Annotated in this window: 19 protein-coding genes, 1 tRNA gene and 1 pseudogene; 7 read left to right on the forward strand and 14 right to left on the reverse strand. The window is 69.8% G+C overall.

The window, feature by feature from the left end:
• The first annotated feature begins 5 nt into the window (after positions 1-5).
• Positions 6-593, forward strand: a complete 588-nt coding sequence (locus V6S66_RS14430; RefSeq protein ID WP_334207490.1) for a hypothetical protein — start codon at positions 6-8, stop codon at positions 591-593.
• Between the two features lie 29 nt (positions 594-622).
• Here the strand turns inward: V6S66_RS14430 and V6S66_RS14435 are convergent, their stop codons facing one another.
• The 4 genes from V6S66_RS14435 to V6S66_RS14450 all read right to left on the reverse strand — a co-directional run bounded on the left by V6S66_RS14435 (position 623) and on the right by V6S66_RS14450 (position 5518).
• A complete protein-coding gene (locus V6S66_RS14435; protein ID WP_334207491.1) occupies positions 623-1720 on the reverse strand; it encodes a fatty acid desaturase family protein in 1098 nt (365 codons plus the stop codon).
• Between the two features lie 301 nt (positions 1721-2021).
• Positions 2022-2666, reverse strand: coding sequence for a hypothetical protein (locus tag V6S66_RS14440; protein WP_334207492.1), 645 nt, complete (start codon positions 2664-2666; stop codon positions 2022-2024).
• Between the two features lie 30 nt (positions 2667-2696).
• Positions 2697-5000 carry a phosphoribosylformylglycinamidine synthase subunit PurL gene (purL, locus tag V6S66_RS14445; protein WP_334207493.1) on the reverse strand — a complete coding sequence of 768 codons (2304 nt, stop codon included), beginning with the start codon at positions 4998-5000 and terminating at the stop codon, positions 2697-2699.
• 95 nt (positions 5001-5095) lie between these two features.
• Complete coding sequence (locus V6S66_RS14450; protein ID WP_334207494.1) at positions 5096-5518, reverse strand: MerR family transcriptional regulator; 423 nt, start codon at positions 5516-5518, stop codon at positions 5096-5098.
• A 63-nt stretch (positions 5519-5581) separates the two neighbouring features.
• Here V6S66_RS14450 and V6S66_RS14455 point away from each other — a divergent pair, with 63 nt between their 5' ends.
• The gene (locus V6S66_RS14455) at positions 5582-6196 is read left to right on the forward strand and encodes an NADPH-dependent FMN reductase (RefSeq protein WP_334207495.1); all 615 of its coding nucleotides are present in this window, start codon (positions 5582-5584) and stop codon (positions 6194-6196) included.
• Between the two features lie 43 nt (positions 6197-6239).
• Entirely contained in the window at positions 6240-6590 is a 351-nt protein-coding gene (locus V6S66_RS14460; RefSeq protein WP_334207496.1) for a putative quinol monooxygenase, read from the forward strand.
• 1 nt (position 6591) lies between these two features.
• On the opposite strand, the gene V6S66_RS14465 is transcribed toward V6S66_RS14460, so the two are convergent.
• Both V6S66_RS14465 and V6S66_RS14470 read right to left on the reverse strand, forming a co-directional pair.
• Positions 6592-7389, reverse strand: coding sequence for a hypothetical protein (locus V6S66_RS14465; protein WP_334207497.1), 798 nt, complete (start codon positions 7387-7389; stop codon positions 6592-6594).
• 66 nt (positions 7390-7455) lie between these two features.
• A complete protein-coding gene (locus V6S66_RS14470) occupies positions 7456-8109 on the reverse strand; it encodes a hypothetical protein (protein ID WP_334207498.1) in 654 nt (217 codons plus the stop codon).
• A 54-nt stretch (positions 8110-8163) separates the two neighbouring features.
• Between V6S66_RS14470 and V6S66_RS14475 the strand changes: the two genes are divergently transcribed.
• Positions 8164-9000 (forward strand): DMT family transporter, encoded by an 837-nt coding sequence (locus tag V6S66_RS14475; RefSeq protein WP_334207499.1) that lies wholly within the window; start codon positions 8164-8166, stop codon positions 8998-9000.
• Between the two features lie 9 nt (positions 9001-9009).
• On the forward strand, positions 9010-9795 hold the full coding sequence (locus tag V6S66_RS14480; RefSeq protein WP_334207500.1) for an exodeoxyribonuclease III: 786 nt from the start codon (positions 9010-9012) through the stop codon (positions 9793-9795).
• 255 nt (positions 9796-10050) lie between these two features.
• On the opposite strand, the gene V6S66_RS14485 is transcribed toward V6S66_RS14480, so the two are convergent.
• The 4 genes from V6S66_RS14485 to V6S66_RS14500 all read right to left on the reverse strand — a co-directional run bounded on the left by V6S66_RS14485 (position 10051) and on the right by V6S66_RS14500 (position 13780).
• The gene (locus V6S66_RS14485; RefSeq protein WP_334207501.1) at positions 10051-11313 is read right to left on the reverse strand and encodes a class I SAM-dependent methyltransferase; all 1263 of its coding nucleotides are present in this window, start codon (positions 11311-11313) and stop codon (positions 10051-10053) included.
• Positions 11310-12668 (reverse strand): FAD-binding oxidoreductase, encoded by a 1359-nt coding sequence (locus tag V6S66_RS14490; protein WP_334207502.1) that lies wholly within the window; start codon positions 12666-12668, stop codon positions 11310-11312. The genes V6S66_RS14485 and V6S66_RS14490 overlap by 4 nt, the downstream gene beginning before the upstream one ends.
• A gap of 94 nt (positions 12669-12762) precedes the next feature.
• The gene (locus tag V6S66_RS14495; RefSeq protein ID WP_334207503.1) at positions 12763-13437 is read right to left on the reverse strand and encodes a pirin family protein; all 675 of its coding nucleotides are present in this window, start codon (positions 13435-13437) and stop codon (positions 12763-12765) included.
• Positions 13430-13780 (reverse strand): metallopeptidase family protein, encoded by a 351-nt coding sequence (locus V6S66_RS14500; protein WP_334207504.1) that lies wholly within the window; start codon positions 13778-13780, stop codon positions 13430-13432. The genes V6S66_RS14495 and V6S66_RS14500 overlap by 8 nt, the downstream gene beginning before the upstream one ends.
• Positions 13781-13824: 44 nt before the next feature.
• Here V6S66_RS14500 and V6S66_RS14505 point away from each other — a divergent pair, with 44 nt between their 5' ends.
• Positions 13825-15459 carry a PP2C family protein-serine/threonine phosphatase gene (locus V6S66_RS14505; RefSeq protein WP_334207505.1) on the forward strand — a complete coding sequence of 545 codons (1635 nt, stop codon included), beginning with the start codon at positions 13825-13827 and terminating at the stop codon, positions 15457-15459.
• A gap of 1 nt (position 15460) precedes the next feature.
• On the opposite strand, the gene V6S66_RS14510 is transcribed toward V6S66_RS14505, so the two are convergent.
• The gene (locus tag V6S66_RS14510; protein WP_334207506.1) at positions 15461-15844 is read right to left on the reverse strand and encodes a nuclear transport factor 2 family protein; all 384 of its coding nucleotides are present in this window, start codon (positions 15842-15844) and stop codon (positions 15461-15463) included.
• 88 nt (positions 15845-15932) lie between these two features.
• Here V6S66_RS14510 and V6S66_RS14515 point away from each other — a divergent pair.
• A tRNA-Glu gene (locus tag V6S66_RS14515) sits at positions 15933-16005 on the forward strand.
• A gap of 216 nt (positions 16006-16221) precedes the next feature.
• Here the strand turns inward: V6S66_RS14515 and V6S66_RS17045 are convergent.
• From V6S66_RS17045 to V6S66_RS14525, 3 genes and pseudogenes are all read right to left on the reverse strand, one after another.
• A pseudogene (locus V6S66_RS17045) lies at positions 16222-17232 on the reverse strand (tyrosine-type recombinase/integrase); the annotation flags it as partial.
• A gap of 44 nt (positions 17233-17276) precedes the next feature.
• Entirely contained in the window at positions 17277-17501 is a 225-nt protein-coding gene (locus tag V6S66_RS17050; RefSeq protein ID WP_442885935.1) for a helix-turn-helix transcriptional regulator, read from the reverse strand.
• Positions 17502-17826: 325 nt separating this feature from the next.
• Complete coding sequence (locus V6S66_RS14525; protein WP_334207508.1) at positions 17827-18552, reverse strand: Abi family protein; 726 nt, start codon at positions 18550-18552, stop codon at positions 17827-17829.
• Positions 18553-18677 lie beyond the last annotated feature (125 nt).

An 18677-nucleotide genomic window follows, 5' to 3' on the forward strand; every position in this document is an offset into this window, starting at 1 on the left:
CCGCCGTGCCCAACCCCACCGAGGTCCACGACCCGCGCTCCGGCGGTTGGGTCGCGGTGCTGACCGCCGCCACGACCACCGCGATCCTGCAGGACGGGTTCGACACGCTCGAGGGAGTGCTGCTCGACGCCGCGAGGATCGGGGGCCTGCGTCCCGACGACCTCCGGGCGCTCGCCGGGGTCGATGACCCCACTCCTCGGGCGTTCGTCGACCTCGTCACGGTCGCCCCGCACCCGCTCATGACCCTGCAGGTCGAGGGTGATGTCGCCTCCGTCGAGCGCACCCGCGTGCCGAACGGCAGCTGCCTGTGGCGCGTCGACGCCGACGGCTCCCGGCGGGTGCTGACCTACTTCGACGGCCCGGCGTACGGCTGGCGCAACGGCCGTGGCTACCTCGCGCCGGTCGAGCCCCTCGGCCCGTGGGCCACGTTCGAGGGCCACGAGTACGCCGCGGCATTCCCGGCCGGCGAGACCGAGCGCGTCGGCCTGGTCGCGGTGGGCGACGAGCCCCCGGAGGGCTTCGCCTGGACCCGTCCCGGCATCTCCCAGCGCTACGTCCCCGTCACGGAGCTGGAGTCGCTCACGACCCGCTGAGCTTCCCCGAGATTGGTGGGTCCTCGCTGTTACCCGCGCAGCTGGGCGGCGAGGGGGCAGTCGAACGGATCGCGGGCGCGCAGGCCCACGTTGTTCAGGTAGTCGACCACGATGGCGTAGGAGTGGAAGAGCCCGACCTCCATGTAGTCGATGCCCTCCTTCTCGCAGTGGGCCCGGACCAGCGGCTGCGCCTTCTTGAGGTTGCAGCGCGGCATGCTCGGGAACAGGTGGTGCTCGATCTGGTAGTTCAGGCCGCCCATGGCCCAGTCGGTGACGGGGTTGCCGCGGACGTTGCGCGAGACCATGACCTGGCGCCGCAGGAAGTCGAGCTTCATCTCCGGCGGGATGATCGGCATGCCCTTGTGGGCCGGCGCGAACGAGGCCCCGAGGCAGAAGCCGAACACGGCCATCTGGAGCGCGAAGAACGCCACTGCCTTGCCGAGCGGCAGGAACGCCAGCAGCACCACGACGTAGATCGAGAGACGCCCGACGACCAGTGCGAGCTCGGTGCGCCGCCACGGCTGCTTCGAGGTCTTGTCACGCGCGGCGCGAATGCTCTCGGCGTGCAGGTTGAGTCCCTCGAGCGTGAGCAGCGGGAAGAACAGCCATCCCTGACGCTTCACGAACCACCCGGCGAAGCCCGTCGTGCGCTGGGCGACGATGCCTGGCGTGAAGGCGATCGCGCCGGGGCCGATGTCGGGGTCGTAGCCCTCGAGGTTCGGGCCACGGTGGTGCATGTTGTGCTTCGCCCGCCACCACGCGAAGCTCAGGCCCGCGAAGGCGCCGGCCAGGATCCGCGCGGTCCACGCGTTGCGCGCGGGCGAGCTGAAGATCTGGCGATGGGCCGCGTCATGGCCCAGGAAGCCGAACTGCGTCACGATGACGCCGAGCAGTGCGGCCAGGATCAGCTGGAACCAGGAGTTGCCGAGCAGGAAGAAGCCGACCCAGATCCCGATGAACGCGGCGACGTGGACGCCGATCTGCCACACGTAGTAGCCGCGGCGCCGCTCGAGGAGCCCGGCGGCCTTCACCTCCTGCATCAGGTCGGTGAAGTGGCTGACGTAGCCGCCGGCTTTCGCCGTGGGGGTCGGTGGTTGCTGGTCGATCGTGCGGGTGATGGATTCCATCGGGCGTCCCCTTGGGACTGGAGTGGTGTGCGACACCGAGCCCGGTCGTCCTCCGCGCGGCCTGCGTACTGCTTCAGGCTACGCGTCTTTGCCCCACTCGCAGACCGCACGACATTTCCCCAGGATGAACGTCGTGGACGCCGGCCGCGGCCTACGAGAAATTGTCGACATGACGACACCACACCTCGGCCCGCCGGCCGTCCCGTCAGCGCAGCTCGGCGCGCGCCGAGCTGCGGACGCAGGTCGGGCCGGCGCGACGGGGATGTCGACCACGCCGTCCGGCACGACTGCGCGACCGGGGTCAGCCCTGCGTGCGGGGCAGCACGACCGGCGGCTCCTCAGCAGCGAGTCGACCCCGCCGCCATGCTCGGTGGAGCAGCAGACCGCCCACGACCGAGCCGCTGGTGCCGAGCGCGAGGTCGCCCAGCGTGTCCTCGTAGAGCCGCTCCGGCAGCGCGTCCCACCGGTGCAGGAAGGCGAAGTACTCGGCGACCTCCCACAGGAGCGCCGCACTGGCGCCGACCGCGAGCGACCGTTCCACCACGGCCGCACGGGAGGCCGTGCGCGGGAGCGTCAGCAGCAGCACGGCGACCACGAGCAGACCCGTGTTGACGAAGTGCATCCAGTCGTCGAACCACCAGATCCGGTCGTACAGGTCGAGCCGGTTGCCCAGGATGTCCGAGAAGCACGGGATCGTGATGCACAGGTCCGCGAGCCAGGGGAACGACATGCGTTCGCGCCAGTACAGCGCCCACAGCAGCGGCACGGTGAAGGCGAGGGCCGGGTAGCTGATCGCGCGCCACCAGGCCGCCTTGTCCTGCATGTTGCCCATGTTCGGGTCGACCAGCGCCGCGAACAGCAGAAGAACGAGGATCGCCTTCGCGGCGATGTCGAGCTGACGCACGGTGGAGTCGAAGCGACCCCTGGGCTCCACGGTGCTGTCCATCCGACGACCCTAGCGGGCCGCGGCGGGCCCTCAGTCGAGGATGTGGCCGAGGACGGACGGCAGGGTGGCCTGCCAGCCGTGCTTGAGCTCCGCCACCGGCACGCTGAACTGACCCTCGACCACGAGGTCGGGGCCACCGGTGCGACCGATCGACGCGAGCTCGACACCGTGCTTCTCGGCGAGGGCGACGAAGGCGTCGTGGTCGGCCTCGGCCACCGTGACGATCGCGCGGGCCGAGGACTCGCTGAACAGGTCGAGGAACGGGTCGTCGAGCGCGACCGTGACGCCGACGCCGTGGCGGAAGGTCGACTCGGCGAGAGCGACGGCCAGGCCGCCGTCGGAGAGGTCGTGGCTGGAGGTCAGGAGGCCGGCGGCGATCGCCTCGCGCGCGAGGGCGCCGAGCGCCTGCTCGGCCGGCAGGTCGACCCGCGGCGGCAGGCCGCCGAGGTGACCGTGGACCACATCGGCCCACGTGCCACCGGAGAGCTCCTCCTGGGTCGAGCCGAGCAGCAGCACGTGCTCGCCCTCGGCGGCGAAGCCGTGGCGGACGCGCTTCGTGACGTCGTCGACAACACCGAGGACGCCCACGACCGGGGTCGGCAGGATCGCGGTCTCGCCGGTCTGGTTGTAGAACGACACGTTGCCGCCGGTGACCGGGATGCCGAGCTCGGCGCACGCGTCCTTCAGGCCGTGCGTGGCCTGCTCGAACTGCCACATGACGTCGGGGTCCTCCGGCGAGCCGAAGTTCAGGCAGTCCGTGACCGCGAGCGGCAGCGCGCCGGCGACCGAGATGTTGCGGAACGACTCGGCGAGGGCCAGCTGCGCACCGACGTACGGGTCGAGCTTGGCGAAGCGGCCGTTGCAGTCCGTGGAGACGGCCACGCCGAGGTTCGACTCCGGGTCGATGCGGATGACGCCGGCGTCGTCGGGCTGTGACGACACGGTGTTGCCCTGCACGTAGCGGTCGTACTGGTCGGTGACCCACGACTTGTCGGCGATGTTGGCCGAGGCCAGGACCTGCACAAGCTGGTCGCGCAGCTCGTCGCCGGACGCCGGACGCGGCAGCTGCTCGGCACCCTTCGACTGGAGCATGTCCTGCCAGAACGGGCGGGCGAAAGGGCGCTCGTACGTCGGGCCGTCGTGCGCGACCGAGCGCGGCGGCACGTCGACGACGGTCTCGCCGTGCCAGTCGATGACGAGCCGGCCGGTGTCGGTGACCTCGCCGACGACGACGGCCTCGACGTCCCACTTCGCGCAGATGGCCATGAACGCGTCCAGGTTGGCGGGCTCGACGACCGCCATCATGCGCTCCTGGCTCTCGCTCATGAGGATCTCCTCGGGGCTGAGCGACGAGTCACGCAGCGGCACGGTGTCGAGCTCGACACGCATGCCGCCGTCGCCGGCCGAGGCGAGCTCGCTCGTGGCGCAGGACAGGCCGGCACCACCGAGGTCCTGGATGCCGCCGACCACGCCGGCGGCGAACAGCTCGAGCGTGCACTCGATCAGGAGCTTCTCCATGAAAGGGTCGCCGACCTGGACCGCGGGGCGCTTCGACGGGCCGGTCGACTCGAAGGTCTCCGAGGCGAGCACCGAGACACCGCCGATGCCGTCGCCGCCGGTGCGGGCGCCGTAGAGCACGACCTGGTTGCCGACGCCCGTGGCGTGGGCGAGGTGGAGGTCCTCGTGGCGCAGCACCCCGACGCAGAGGGCGTTGACGAGCGGGTTGCCGAGGTAGGACTCGTCGAACACGACCTCGCCACCGATGTTGGGCAGGCCGAGGCAGTTGCCGTAGCCACCGACGCCCGCGACGATGCCGGGCAGGACGCGGGCCGTGTCGGGCGCGCTCAGCGGACCGAAGCGCAGCGGGTCCATGACCGCGACCGGGCGCGCACCCATCGCGAGGATGTCGCGCACGATGCCGCCGACGCCGGTGGCCGCGCCCTGGTAGGGCTCCACGTAGCTGGGGTGGTTGTGCGACTCCACCTTGAAGGTGACCGCGTAGCCCTGGCCGATGTCGATCACGCCGGCGTTCTCGCCGATGCCGGCCAGGGTCTTGCCGAGCGGGGTCTCCTGCGGCAGCTCCCCGAACTTCTTCAGGTGCACCTTGGAGGACTTGTAGGAGCAGTGCTCGCTCCACATGACCGAGTACATCGCCAGCTCGGCGCCGGTGGGGCGTCGGCCGAGGATCTCGACGATCTTCTCGAACTCGTCGGGCTTGAGCCCGAGCTCGGCCCACGGGAGCTCGCGCTCCGGGGTGGACTCAGCGTGGGAGACGGTGTCGAGGGCGGCCTTCGCCGAGGGGTCCAGGACAGGCTTCGCGGGAGCGTCGGTCACGACCTCATCGTATCGGGGCACACGGCCGGACCCGCAGCCAGCAGGAACCTCGGCCCGGGAGCCAGGCCGCGACCCGCCACGAGCACCACCGGCGCTCAGGTGTCGAGGTTCGCGCCGATCTCGCAGAGCGTGGAGTCCGATCCCATGGCCTCGAGCTGGGCCTTGAGATCGGCGACGCGCTGCTCGGCCTGGACGACGATCTGGTCACCGACGCGCCCCCACTCCTCGTGGCCGGGATGGGCCGGGAGCGCGGCGAACAGGTCGGCGATCTCGCGCACGGTCAGTCCGACGCGTTGCGCGAGCTTGGCGATCCGGATGCGGCAGACCGCGGAGTCGTCGAAGCGGCGTTGATTGCCGGCCGTGCGCACGGCGTTGATCACGCCGTGCTTCTCGTAGAACCGCACCGCTGACGGCGCCACGCCGGACTCGGCGGCGACGTCGCTGACGGTGAGGACCTCGCCCTCGGAGGCCGGGGCGGAGGCTCCGGCGGGGGTGGGCTGTGCGGCGGTGATCGTCACGTCCTCACCGTAAGTCGGATCGGGCTTGACTTCAACATTGGTTCAACCCTCAGCGTGGTGGTCATGACGACACCGACACCAGCGCGCAGTGACCGCTCCACGGACCCGACCGGCACCCGCCGACGGGTGCTCGTGATCTCCTCCAGCGTCCGGGCGGAGCGGATCGGCCCGGCCATCGCCCACTGGGTCGTCGCAGCCCTGGACGCCGTCGAGGGCGTCGAGCTCGACCTGATCGACCTCGCCGAGATCACCCTGCCCGACGACGCCCTCCTCAGTCCCGGTGGTGGACCCCGGAGCGAGGTGGCCGACCGCATCGAGGCCGCCGAGGCGTTCGTCTTCGTGACCCCGGAGTACAACCACTCCTACCCAGCATCCGTGAAGCGGCTGATCGACTGGCACTACGGCCAGTGGATGTTCAAGCCGGCGACGGTCGTGGCCTACGGCGTCCAGGGAGGGCACGCCGCGATCGAGCACCTGCGCGGGGTCTTCGCCGAGCTGCACATGGTGACCACCCGCCGCTGCCTCGGACTGGCCGTCCCGTGGAACGCCTTCGACGACGCCGACCAGTACGTGCCGGACGACTCCACGGCCCAGGCGCTGCGGGGCGCCCTGGCCGAGCTGGACTGGTGGGCCGGCGTGCTCACCGACGCCCGCATCCACCGCCCCTTCACGACCTGACCGCGGCCTTCCAGCCGCGGCACCGACCGAGAGAGGACCGTCCATGAACGATCACCAGAGCCAGGGCCCGCTCGTCCTGATCAACACCTTCACCGCCGTCGACGGCGGGCTCGACGCCCTGGCTGCCTTCCAGGTCGCCGAGATGCAGGACATGAGCGCGGCGGCCAGCGCTCACGGCTGGCTCGGCAACGAGGTCTACCGCTCGCACGACGACACCAGCCTGATCGTCGTCACCCGCTTCCGTTCGGAGCTGGCCAAGGACGCCTGGGCCGCGACCGAGCGGTTCGGGCAGCACGTCGAGGACCTGGAGCCCCTGGTCCGGGACGTCACCTCCGTCCCGGTGACCCCCATCGCCGCCCACGGCGACGGCCGGCGGGCCGACCACGGGTCGTGATTCAGTCCTGCGGTGCCGGATCGGCCGCCTCGAGCGCCGGCTGAGACGCCGGAGGACGGCGGCGCGCGCCGGGGAACCGGGTGGCGAGCGAGCTGAGCGGCTCGACGGCGCTGTTGAGCACCGACACCGCGTGGTTGAGGGTCGGGATCGCGGCACCGAGCATGTCGACGCGCGGCACGAGGGCCTCGAACGTCTCGCCGAGCTCGACGAGGCGGTCGAGGGTGCCGCCGGGCTTGAGGAGCGTCTCGAGGATCCCCTCCTCGGCCAGGAGCTGCTCCAGCAGTCCGCCGTCCTCCAGGATGCGGTCGAGAGGTCCCCCCTCGGCCAGCACGCGGTCGAGGGCGCCGTCGTGCTCGACGATGCGCTCCAGCGGGCCACCCGGGGCGAGCAGCCGATCGAGCGGTCCTCCCGGCTCGAGGAACCGGTACAGAGCCCCGTCCTCGGCCAAGGCACGGTCGAGGGGGCCACCGGCCTCGAGCAGGCGGATGAACGGGCCCTCCTCCGAGGCCATCCGGTCGAGCAGGCCGTCGCGGGCGAGTGCCTTGCCGATCGGCCGGTCCTCCGCCGTCAGCTCGGCCAGCGTGTACGCCAGGCCGATGGGGCCGTGCTCGTCCTCGAGCAGGCGGTTGAGCTGGTTGAGCAGGCCGTCGTCGGCGATGATCCTCGACAGCTGGGCCGCGTATCCGCCCTCGCGCAGCAGAGGCCCCTGCGGCGAGACGAAGTGGCCCAGCGCGAGCGTGGTCTGCGTGGCGGCCACCGTGACCCGCAGGGGCAGGAAGGCGAGCTGGCGGAGGTCCATGGCGGCCAGCCTAGGTCCGCGGCGACCTGCTGTCACCGGATGTGACACCTCGGATGTCATACGGCGTCACAGGGAGCCGGCCAGGCCCCCGACCAGCGCGAACAGGGCGACGACGATCGAGATCGGCACCAGCCACAGGGCCGCGATCGAGAGCGAGATGGTCCAGCCGATCCGGGGCGGCGCGAAGTTGCGGGCCCGGCGCAGGTCCTCGACGCCCTGGATCCAGCGGGCCGGCATCGCGACGCCGCGCCAGGCCCCGCGGAGCCGCGAGAAGACCCGCGAACCGCCGCCGCCCGCGATCTGCTCGAGGATGCCCCGGGTCTCGTCGGCCCGGCCACTCATCTCGACCATGAGGGCGAGCTCGGTGGCCAGGGCCACCGGGTCGTCGACGGCGCGGACGATCTGGCGCCGGCGCCACGCGAATCCTGCCGACACCAGGGCCAGGAGAGCCGCCACGACGAGCCCCACGACCCGGAAGGCGCCCTCGGAGGTGGCGGCCACCACGGCCGTGACCGCGATGAAGGGCAAGGGGACCGCGAGCAGCACGGCGGTGGGGATGCGCAGCAGTCGGACCGCGACGACCAGCAGGTCGGCGGCACGCGTGGCCGCCCGTCCGGTGCCGTCGTCGACGCGCGCCGTGGCACGGCTCGCTGCCTCGTTGGTGCGACGGCCCCAGCCGCGTCTGCGCCCACTCGTGCGCCCGCTCATGCGCTCATCCACGCATCCAGACTACGGAGCCGCACCCACCGAGCGCGGGTGGAGTAGGTTCACGCCGTGGCGGTGATCCTGGCGCTGGTCTCGGCGCTGACCTACGGCATCAGCGACTTCCTCGGGGGACTCTTCTCGCGCCGGGCGAGCGCGTGGCAGATCTCGGTCTGCGGTCAGACGTCCGCCGCCCTCATCACCTGGGTCTCGGTGCTGTTCATCGCCGGCGACCCGACCGCTCGCGACCTGCTGCTCGGCGCCGTGGCGGGGCTCGGCTCGGGCTTCGGCATCGTGTTCCTCTACCGCGGCCTGGCCCACGGACGCATGGGCGTCGTCGCGCCGGTCTCCGCCGTCGGCTCGGCCCTGGTGCCACTCACCGTCGGTCTTGGTCAGGGCGACCGACCCTCGGCCCTGGCGGCGCTCGGGGTGGCGTGCGCCTTCCCCGCGATCTGGCTCGTCGCCCGCCCCGTCGACGAACCCGGCACCCTCGAGATCGCGAGCACGGGCTTCCTCGACGGGGTCCTCGCCGGACTCGGCTTCGGCGTGCTGTTCGCGGCGCTCGGCCAGGTGCCGGAGGAGGCGGGCTTCGCGCCGCTCGCCGTCGCGAACTCGGCCGCGATCGTGGCGGTCGTGATCATCGCCGTGACGCTGCGGGAGCCGTGGGTCCCGCGCACCCGGGCCGCGGGCCGCGGGGTCCTCCTGGGCCCGCTGGGCTTCGTCGCGACCGGCACCTTCCTCCTGGCGACGCACGACGGACTGCTGTCGATCGTGTCGGTCATCGCCGCCCTGTACCCCGCCTCGACCGTGCTGCTCGCGTGGCTGGTGCTGAAGGAGCGGATCGGTCCCGGGCAGGCGATCGGGCTGGGTGCCGCGGCCGTCGCGGTCTCGCTCGTCGCCCTCGGTTAGGTTCGGGTCGTGCGCATCGCCACCTGGAACGTCAACTCCATCCGCAGCCGCATCGACCGCGTGGTCGCCTTCCTGGAGCGCCACGACGTCGACGTGCTCGCGATCCAGGAGACCAAGTGCCGCGAGGACCAGTTCCCCGGGCTCGAGCTCAGCGCGCTGGGGTACGAGTACACGCACGTCGGCCTGAACCAGTGGAACGGCGTCGCGCTGATCTCGCGCGTGGGCCTCGAGGACGTGCAACGGCAGTTCGCCGACGACCAGCCCCAGTTCGCCGACGTGCTCGAGCCGCGGGCGGTGGGCGCGACGTGCGGCGGCGTGCAGGTGTGGAGCCTCTACGTGCCGAACGGTCGCGACCTCGACCACGAGCACTACACCTACAAGCTGGCATGGCTTGAGCGGCTCCGCACCGCCGGCCAGGACTGGCTGGCCGCCGACCCGCAGGCGCAGATCGCGCTGACCGGCGACTGGAACATCGCCCCCGAGGACGACGACGTGTGGGACATGGCCGTCTTCGAGAACAGCACCCACGTCTCGGAGCCCGAGCGAGCCGCGTTCCGCGCGATGCTCGAGGCGGGCTTCAGCGACGTCGTCCGCCCACACACGCCGGGCCCCGGCGTCTACACGTTCTGGGACTACCAGCAGCTGCGCTTCCCGAAGCGTCAGGGCATGCGGATCGACTTCTCGCTCTGCTCACCCGCCCTCGCCGCGCGGGTCAGCGGCGCCTGGATCGATCGCGAGGAGCGCAAGGGCAAGGGCGCCAGCGACCACGCCCCCGTCGTCATCGACCTGGACTAGTCAGATCGCCGCTGGTTGAGGTGTGAGGAGCCCTCGGCGACGAGCCTCGAAACCCTCTGACGGTCAGTGGCCGCTGGTCCGTGCTGACGGCTGCGATCAGCTGACCAAGGTTTCGAGGCTCGCGCCCTGGCGGGCGCTCACACCTCAACCACCGGTGGTGACCACGGGCCGAGCGAAGCGAGGCAGGGCGCCCGGGCGAAGCCCGGCCGCGGTGAGGAACGAACCGCGGATGCGACGAGGTACGAACCGCGCGCCTCACCAACTGGGGCGCAGCGGGAACGAGCTCGTGCCGTCCGCGTGGGGCTTGCCGGCCAGGACGTGGTGCAGCTCGATCTCGTCCTCCTCGAACGCCAGCCGCGAGCCGGCCATGTAGAGGCCCCACACCTTGGCGGTGCCGAGCGAGACCTCGCCCAGCACCTCGTCCCAGTTCTCGACGAGGTTGCGGTTCCAGTCACGCAGCGTCATGGCGTAGTGCTCGCGGATGTTCTCGCTGTGACGCACCTCGAGACCGGCGTCGTGGGCCGCCGAGACGATGCGCCCCACACCCGTGAGCTCGCCGTCGGGGAACACGTAGCGGTCGATGAAGGCTCCCGCGCTGGCCGGCGAGGTGTTGTTGTCGCGGGTGATGCAGTGGTTGAGCAGTCGCCCGCCGGGCTTGAGCCGGTCCTCGATGAAGGCGAAGTACGAGCCGTAGTTCCGGACGCCGATGTGCTCGGTGAGGCCGATCGAGCTGACCGCGTCGAAGTCGCGCTCGGTGACGTCGCGGTAGTCGAGGAAACGCACCTCGGCGCGGTCGTCGAGGCGCTGCTCCTTGATGGCCTGCTGCGCCCAGACCGCCTGCTGCTCCGACAGGGTGACCCCCAGCGCGTGGACGCCGTAGTGCTCGGCGGCGTGGCGCACCATGCCGCCCCAGCCACAGCCGAGGTCGAGCAGGCGCTGGCCCGGCTTGAGGTCGAGCTTGCGGCAGATGAGGTCGAACTTCTCGGTCTGCGCCTGCTCGAGCGTGGCTTCGAGCTCGGGGTAGACCGCGCACGTGTACGCCATCGAGGGACCGAGGACGAGCTCGTAGAAACGGTTGGAGACGTCGTAGTGGTGGTGGATCGCCTCGGCGTCGCGCTGCCGGCTGTGTCGCCAGCCCTCGAAGGCGCGGCGGGCCCGCGAGAGGTGTTCCTCCGGCGGCGGGGTGGGCGCGATGAGGTTGGCCAGCCCGAGGCTGCGCAGCACCGTGAGGAGCTCGCCCGGCGGCGGGAGCTTGAAGGTGAGCCGGCTGCGGAAGTGCTGCATGAGCTCGTACGGGTCGCCGGGGTGGATGCCGTCGATCTCCAGGTCGCCGGCCACGTAGGCGCGGGCGAACCCGAGGTCGCCGGGGTGCGACATCAGGTAGCGCAGTCCGCGCTCGTTGAGCAGCCGCACGGTGTAGGTCGAGTCGATGTCGCCCGCCGCGCTGCCGTCGTAGGCCTCGAAACGGAACGGCATCCCGTGTCGCATCAGCTTCTCGAGCGCTGTCGAGATCGTCATGAGTTCCGCACCGCCTTGTCGTACAGGTTGGTCAGTCGAGCGTCGGGGTCGTAGCGCTCGCGCAGGGAGTCGATCGCCGCCGTGCCGTAGAGGTCCGCGAACGTCGCCTCGTCGTAGAAGGCCTCCGAGTAGAGGGACTTGTGACCGCCGAGCTCGTGCACCTTGGACTCGACGGCCCGGTTGACGCTGCCCGGCGCGGCGTCGGCCGGCACCTCGACGGTGCCCCAGAAGCCGACGTTGACGTAGATCGCCCCGGTCTCGAGCGGGTAGGACGACCACTCGCGCGTGGTGCGCAGGGGGCAGAGCCACACGGGCCGCATGCCCACCTCGGCGTCGAACCACGCGAGGAACTCCGGCAGCGCCTCGAGCGGCACCTCGATGTCCTGGATCACGCGTTCGCGGCCGGGCACCTTCTTGATCTTGTCGAGCTTCTCGATGATGCCGAGCTTGGTGTCGAGGCCCACGAGGCGGTGGTAGACGTCGCTGCGGCGCCACCGGCGCGGCCAGAGGCGACGGACCCAGGGGGTCTGGGCGCCGAACGCGCCGGAGCACCAGAACCAGTCGGTGTCCCAGCGCCAGAGGTAGTCGTGGACCGTGAGCCCGTCGGTCTCGAGCTCCTGGACGGAGCGGTAGTAGATCTGCTGACGCGTGTAGTCGCTGACGTCGATCGGGGCGTCGGTGAGCTCGGCGAGGGTCAGGTAGATCTCGTCGGGCGTGAACGCGGTGCCGTCGACGCCATCGACCTGGCGGCCGTCGTGCTCGCCGGTCTGGCCGATCTCGTGGATGGCCTTGACCGCGTCGTCGGCGGAGTCGAAGCGCACGTGGCGCAGCGAGACGCGCTCGGGCACCCGCTCGAGGCGGATGCGCAGGCGGGTGGCGTACCCGAGGCTGCCGTAGGAGTTCGGGAACGCCGTGAAGAGATCGGCGTGCTCGCCGTCCGGGGTGACCGTGAGGATCTCACCTGACCCCGTCAGGACGTCCATCTCGAGGACCGACTCGTGCGGCAGGCCGTTGCGGAGCGACGTGGACTCGATGCCGAGGCCCGTGACGGCACCCCCGAGCGTGATGGTGCGCAGCTGCGGCACGACGAACGGCATGAGCCCGTGCGGGAGGGTGGCCGCCACGAGGTCCTCGTAGGTGCACATGCCCTGGACGTCGGCGGTGGCGGCGTCGGGATCGATCGCGATGACGCCGTCGAGTCCGGACACGTCGAGGCCCGGGGCGGTGGTGGCCGTGCGGGGGCGGAACAGGTTGGAGGTGCGCTTGGCGAGCCGCACCGGTGAGCCCGGCGGGATCGCGGCATAGGACTCGCGCAGTCGATCCAAAGACTCCTGGTGCGCGCTCCATCCCTTCACGGACCTCAGACTAGGGCGTCGACTCGGCGGAGCAACAGAGTGCCGTTGCGCACAGCAACGATTTTCGCTGTCGGCAGAATCACCATCCCGTAGGTCAGGACAGGTGCCAGATCAGTGCCTCGCCGTCGCCCACGAGCCGGAGCCGGCCACCCGGGTCCGGGCAGCGCAGCTCGTCGCCCTCCGCGAGGACGTCGCCGTCGACGCTCACGCTCCCCCGCGTGACGTGGACCAGCAACCGGCTCACGATCTCGATGTCGACCGGTGCGACGGGGCGCACGACCTCCAGCCGGGCATCGGCGTGGACCGTGACCCCCTCGTGCCGGCCCGGCCCGTCGGGGACCTCGAGCGAGGCGTACTCCGGGGCGGCCTCGTGCCGTGAGCGCAGCATCGTCTGCACGAACACCAGGGGCTCGGTGGTCGAGGCGTTGCGCTCCGCGTGCTTCGCCCCCTCGCCCGCGCTGAGCCGCTGGGCGGTCCCGGGACGGATGACGCCGCCGGCGCCCGTCGAGTCACGGTGCTCGAGGGCACCTGCCAGCACCCACGTGACGATCTCCACGTCCGAGTGGCGATGCTCGTCGTACCCGGCCCCCGGCGCGACGGACTCGGTGTTGATGGCCACCAGCGCACCGAAGCCGACGTTGTCGGGGTCGTAGTGCGCCCCGTAGCTGAACGAGTGCCGGGTGGAGGTGCCGGCGCCGACCGTGAGGTACCGCTGATCGGCCCGGCGCAGCTCACGCCCGGAGACGTCAGGCCCAGAAAGATCAGGCATAGCCGAGGTCATGGAGTCGGGCGTCGTCGATGCCGAAGTGGTGCGCGATCTCGTGCACCACGGTGATGTGGACCTCCTCGACGACGTCCTGCTCGGTCTCGCAGATCGCCAGGGTGGGCCGGCGGAAGATCATGATGCGGTCTGGGAGCACCCCGCCGTACGTGGTGTCGCGATCGGTGAGTGCCACCCCGTCGTAGAGCCCGAGCAGATCGGGGTCGTCCTCGGGCGCGTCGTCCTCGACGAACAGCACGACGTTGTCGAGCAGGCCGGCGAGCTGCGGCGGCAGCGATGCCAGCGCCGCCTCGGCCAGCTCCACGAAGCGGTCCTCGTCGACCTCGATCACACCATCATCCTGCCAGCCGGACCTTGCCTCACTAGAATCCGAGCGTGACCAGGGACGTCTTCGCGGCCGCCAGCCCCGAGCTGCGCGAGGTGCTCGACGCCGTGGACTGGCGCTCCACGAGCCTCGGGCCCGTCGAGTCGTGGAGCCCTGCCCTGCGGGGCGTCGTCGACATGATGCTGCACAGCCCGTTCCCCATGACGTTGCTCTGGGGCCCGGAGTTCGTCCTCGTCTACAACGACGCGTACATCGAGATCATCGGCGGGAAGCACCCGGTGGCCCTGGGGGCTCCCTCGCAGGAGATCTTCGGCGAGGTCTGGAACCAGATCGGACCGATGATGCAGGAGGTCGCCACGACCGGCCAGGGCCAGCTGCTCGAGAACGGGCTCGTCCCGCTCGAGCGGAACGGCTTCCTCGAGGACTGCTTCTTCACGTTCGCGTACTCGGCGGTCCGGGGCGAGGACGGGCGGGTCGAAGGAGTGCTCGACGTCGTGGTCGAGACCACGCGCGCCGTCCTGGGGCGGCGGCGACTCGAGGTCCTGGCCCGGCTGGCCGAGTCGCTGGCCGGCGCCACGACGCTCGACGAGGTCAAGCGGCGCGCCCTGCGGGTGTTCCGCGTGTACGACGACGACGTGATCGACGTCGAGCTGCAGCTGTCCGACTCCAGCAGCGTCGACTGGTCCGGCGAGTCGCACTGGGAACCGCCTCGCCCGATCTACGCCGGCGAGGTCGTCACCGACACCTCGACGGACGGGCGCGAGATCATCTGGGCGGCCCTGGAGGCCGACGGCGAGGACCTCGCGGCGTCGACCTTGGTGATGGAGCTGAACCCGCGCGTCCTCCTCGACGACGACCTCATCGACTTCGTCCGCCTCGCCGGATCCGTCGTCGGCCGCGCTTTCGGCCGGGCTCGTGCCGAGGCAGAGGAGCGCGACCACGTCGACCAGGAGCGCCGTCTCAGCGAGACGCTGCAACGCAGCCTCCTCAGCAGGCCGGCCCAGCCCGACGGGCTGGCCGTGGCCGTTCGGTACTTGCCGGCTGCGGAGGAGGCGCAGGTCGGCGGCGACTGGTACGACGCGTTCTGCCTGCCGAGCGACGACCTGTGCCTCGTGATCGGGGACGTCACGGGGCACGACCGCGATGCCGCTGCGGGCATGGCCCAGCTGCGCAACCTGCTCCGCGGCGTGGCCGTGACGGCCGACGGCTCACCCGCCGAGATCCTGTCGGCGGCGGAGCGAGCGGTGCAGAGTCTCGGGATCGAGATCTTCGCCACGAGCATCGTCGCCCGGGTCCAGCTGATCGACGACGCCCACTTCAGAGCGGCGACGCTGCGCTGGTCCAATGCCGGGCACCCGCCGCCCGCCGTGATCGAGCCGGACGGCTCGGTGCGCATCCTCGATCGCCACCCCGATCCCCTGGTCGGCATCGGTGCCTGGGACCGGGCTGACCACGTCGAGACCCTCGCCCCAGGGTCTGCGGTGGTGTTCTTCACCGACGGCCTGATCGAGCGCCGCGGCCAGTCGATCGACGTGGGCCTCGCCTGGTTGGAGCAGGCACTCGAGGGTCAGCAGCACCTCGGCACCGAGGAGCTGTGCGACCTGCTGATCGGTCACATGCCACCCGACATCGACGACGACGTCGCGCTGCTCGTGCTGAAGGTCGAAGCCGCCGCCCCGGTCTGAGTCAGTCGTGCTGGCGTGCGAAGGCCTCCCGGATCGGTGCCGTGTCGTAGACGATGTGCAGGGTCGAGATGCGGCCCTCGGCGTCGAGCTCGGCGACGTCCACCACGGTGAACGGCGCCGGATCCCCGTTGGCGAGCGTCCAGTCGAAGTCGAACCAGAAGCTGATCACGGGCAGCTCGTCGGTGCCGCCGAGCATCGTGGCGCGCAGTGTCAGCACGGACTGCGCCGTGTCAGCGAACAGGGCTGGGTAGAACTCGGCCGCCGGCATCGTCCCGTACAGCGGCGAGTCGACCATGCCGTCTGCGGCGAACAGCGACACGACCTCGTCTGCGTCGGCCGCCCGCAGGGCATCGAGGTAGCGGCCCACCAGCTGGTCGACGGTCATGACGCCATCCCACCACGGCGCCGCCCGCGATCGGCCCGACCGCCGAGAATCGAGCAAATCCGCTAGGGCTATGCTGTTCCGGCGTCACGCCCCGTTCGTTTAGCGGCCTAGGACGCCGCCCTTTCAAGGCGGTAGCGCGGGTTCGAATCCCGTACGGGGTACTTCAGCACATCGCCAGCGGTTTCAGCGGGACTGTCCAAATCCGACATCTTCGTCGAGTCCAGAGTTTCCGACTTGGGCAACGTACGGGCAACGCCAGCTTCGAGCCGCTGCGCTGTGCGCGCCGCATCGAGGGCATCGGCAACCTCATCGAGACGGTTGTCGAAGAGGTGTCCGTAGGTGTCGAGCGTCATCGTTGCCGAACCATGCCCAAGCATCTGCTGGACCACCTTCACGTCAGCGCCGGACGCGATCGCAAGGGACGCCGCTGTGTGTCGCAGCTCGTGCGGATGAAGGTCCGGCACGCCGATCTCGGCAGCAGCTACCTTGAACGGTCGACGAAACGTGGACACGCGCATTGCTTCACCGCCGCGGATCCCCCCGAAGACGAGGTCCTCGGCGGCCTTGCCGTCAACGTGCGTCCGCAGGTCCTCTATCAAGAACCGCGGGATAGGGACGGCACGACGTTGATGGGACTTCGGGGTGCCCCACACCATCCCGTGGCCTTGCACGGGCGTTACCGACTCCGCGATCATGGCGCGCCGCGTGCCCAGGTCGAGCCGCACGACCCGAAGCGCGGCCATCTCGCCGAACCGTACGCCCGTGTACGCGAGGAACAGGATCACGAGTCGGTAGAGCTCCATCGTCTGTTCCTCAGCCGATCTGTACTTGCTGACCTCGGCCGGCAGAGCGCACGCGTTCGCGAGGGCATCGACCTGTGCATGAGTTAGATACCGGTGCTCATGTCGCAACAGCCTGGGAAGGTTCACGCCGGCGGCAGAGTTTCGACTGAGCCGGCCATCCTTGACGGCCATGTCGAGCATGAGCGAGAGCACGCGGTGGATCTTGCGAACTGACGCGGGCGACTGCATCCCCGTCAGCCCGGTCACCCACGACTGGACGTCACTGTGTGACACCGAATCGAGCGTGACGTGACTCCATGTCGGTAGGACATGCTTACGGAGGACGCCCTCATACCGGTTGAGCGTTGTCAGCTTGATGTGAGTCTGAGCGGCAAGCCATGTGGCGGACCAGTCGCCTATGGTCACGCGCGCCAAGGTTGGGTCAACGAAGCCGCCCGTCATCTTGGAGTTCTCGACCGTCACGAGAAAGCGGTCTGCATCGACCTTTCGCTGGAAGGTCTTGTTGCGTTGCTTACCGGCCGGCGTCCGGTAGTGCACGCGCCAGACATGCTTGCCGTCGCGGCTGCGCTTCTCGATGCTCGCCATGTGTCAACCTCCTCACAGAAGTCTCGAGGGCTCAAAGCCACGCATCAAGCCCCACCTGAGCCGCTGTGGACAGACTGCTCCTGCAACCAGCGGATCACGTCACGTCGCCAGTAGCGCACCGCCCGTCCCACGCGAAAGCCTTGAGGACCGACGCCTTGATGCCGCCAGTAGCGCAACGTTGCAACGGGTGCCCGCACAATCGCTGCCGCCTCGCTGATGCTGAGCAGCTCATCTTCCTCGGGGACTGAGTTGATGTCATTCGCGGCCATTGTCTGCTCCTAGCAATCCGACCCGTTTCATCGTCAGGCCTCCGAGGCGCGGCGCAGTGGTCATCGTCCCGGTTGTCCTGCTCACGCAGACGCCCAACCGCTGCCCGGTCGTGACGGCGTCACGTGCCTTTTCGGCGACCTGAGGTTGCACGACCGACCTACCGACGCTTCGACGCGGCCGGCGACATGCTTGACATTGCGGGGGTGGGGCCACGGTCCATGAAAGGTATGTGCCGAGCTGATCGGTCCAGGGCTCGCGGCCTGCAGAGAGCCGGCTGCCACGGCGACGGTTGTTCGCTTCCCCGCGAAACTTCCGCCTGATGTGTCACCACTGAAGTCGAGGATCTTCGCGTGCCAGTCGTCGAAGTGGGGTGCGCGCTGCGACCAGCGGCGGCAGAGCTGGGTCGATTTTCGCCACCAGCGAGAGGATGTCGTTGAGTCGGTGCCGCACGTTGACTGCCAAGAGACTGTCGTGGTGAGCGACCCGGTTGCGCAGTTTGCGAAGCGTCTCCAGTTGCTCGCCTATCGCGACGCGACCTGCGTCGCTCGAGTCGGCGTATGGGAACGCCTTGGAAATCGCGTTGGCCCAGAGGTGTCGCTGCCTTGCGTCGGATTCGAACAGGGTGAACGGGCGAATGATCTTGACCCACGTCCCGAACATCAGTTGGACGAGGACGTCGTCATGCACGGCACCTTTCGCGTGTCTCGGATGCCCGGACGGCCTCTCGCGAGCTTCTCGTGTCGCCCGATCTCTTGCCTGAGCGAGCGGAGTCCCGAGAAGTTTGTAAAGCACCGGCGCCGCTGCGCGATCGGCGGTCCATTCAGGCGAGTAGCCCTCGGCCGAGTTCCAGGCCGATAGCTGAGGATCCACAGCGTTACGAACCGCGATCTCCACGAATGAAATCTGAGCATGGAGAGCGCCCGCCAACTCCGTCGCCCAGAGGTACAACTCCAAGGCGCGTTCCTCATCGTTCGCGCCCGCCCGAAGGTATGTCTGTAGCCGTGCGGGACCAAGCAATGTCGACAATGCGCTTTGACTGGTCACGAGCATGACGGTATCGTCCTAAACAGCGAGCGCCGGGCTTGGACCGACGCAAACACTCCAGAATCCCCTCGCTTCGGCGGGGGGATTCTTGTGTGTGCATTGGCGGCGCGGAACGAGATCACGGGATTCGA

Source organism: Aeromicrobium sp. Sec7.5, assembly GCF_036867135.1.
Lineage (GTDB): Bacteria > Actinomycetota > Actinomycetes > Propionibacteriales > Nocardioidaceae > Aeromicrobium.

What these genes read in the sequence shown, in the direction of transcription:
- V6S66_RS14510 (WP_334207506.1), bottom strand. Translation starts at nt 15,844, where the DNA reads ATGACCGTCGACCAGCTGGTGGGCCGCTACCTCGATGCCCTGCGGGCG.
- V6S66_RS17050 (WP_442885935.1), bottom strand. Translation starts at nt 17,501, where the DNA reads ATGGCCGCGAATGACATCAACTCAGTCCCCGAGGAAGATGAGCTGCTC.
- V6S66_RS14460 (WP_334207496.1), top strand. Translation starts at nt 6,240, where the DNA reads ATGAACGATCACCAGAGCCAGGGCCCGCTCGTCCTGATCAACACCTTC.
- V6S66_RS14465 (WP_334207497.1), bottom strand. Translation starts at nt 7,389, where the DNA reads ATGGACCTCCGCCAGCTCGCCTTCCTGCCCCTGCGGGTCACGGTGGCC.
- V6S66_RS14525 (WP_334207508.1), bottom strand. Translation starts at nt 18,552, where the DNA reads ATGCTCGTGACCAGTCAAAGCGCATTGTCGACATTGCTTGGTCCCGCA.
- V6S66_RS14435 (WP_334207491.1), bottom strand. Translation starts at nt 1,720, where the DNA reads ATGGAATCCATCACCCGCACGATCGACCAGCAACCACCGACCCCCACG.
- V6S66_RS14495 (WP_334207503.1), bottom strand. Translation starts at nt 13,437, where the DNA reads ATGCCTGATCTTTCTGGGCCTGACGTCTCCGGGCGTGAGCTGCGCCGG.
- V6S66_RS14485 (WP_334207501.1), bottom strand. Translation starts at nt 11,313, where the DNA reads ATGACGATCTCGACAGCGCTCGAGAAGCTGATGCGACACGGGATGCCG.
- V6S66_RS14440 (WP_334207492.1), bottom strand. Translation starts at nt 2,666, where the DNA reads ATGGACAGCACCGTGGAGCCCAGGGGTCGCTTCGACTCCACCGTGCGT.
- V6S66_RS14455 (WP_334207495.1), top strand. Translation starts at nt 5,582, where the DNA reads ATGACGACACCGACACCAGCGCGCAGTGACCGCTCCACGGACCCGACC.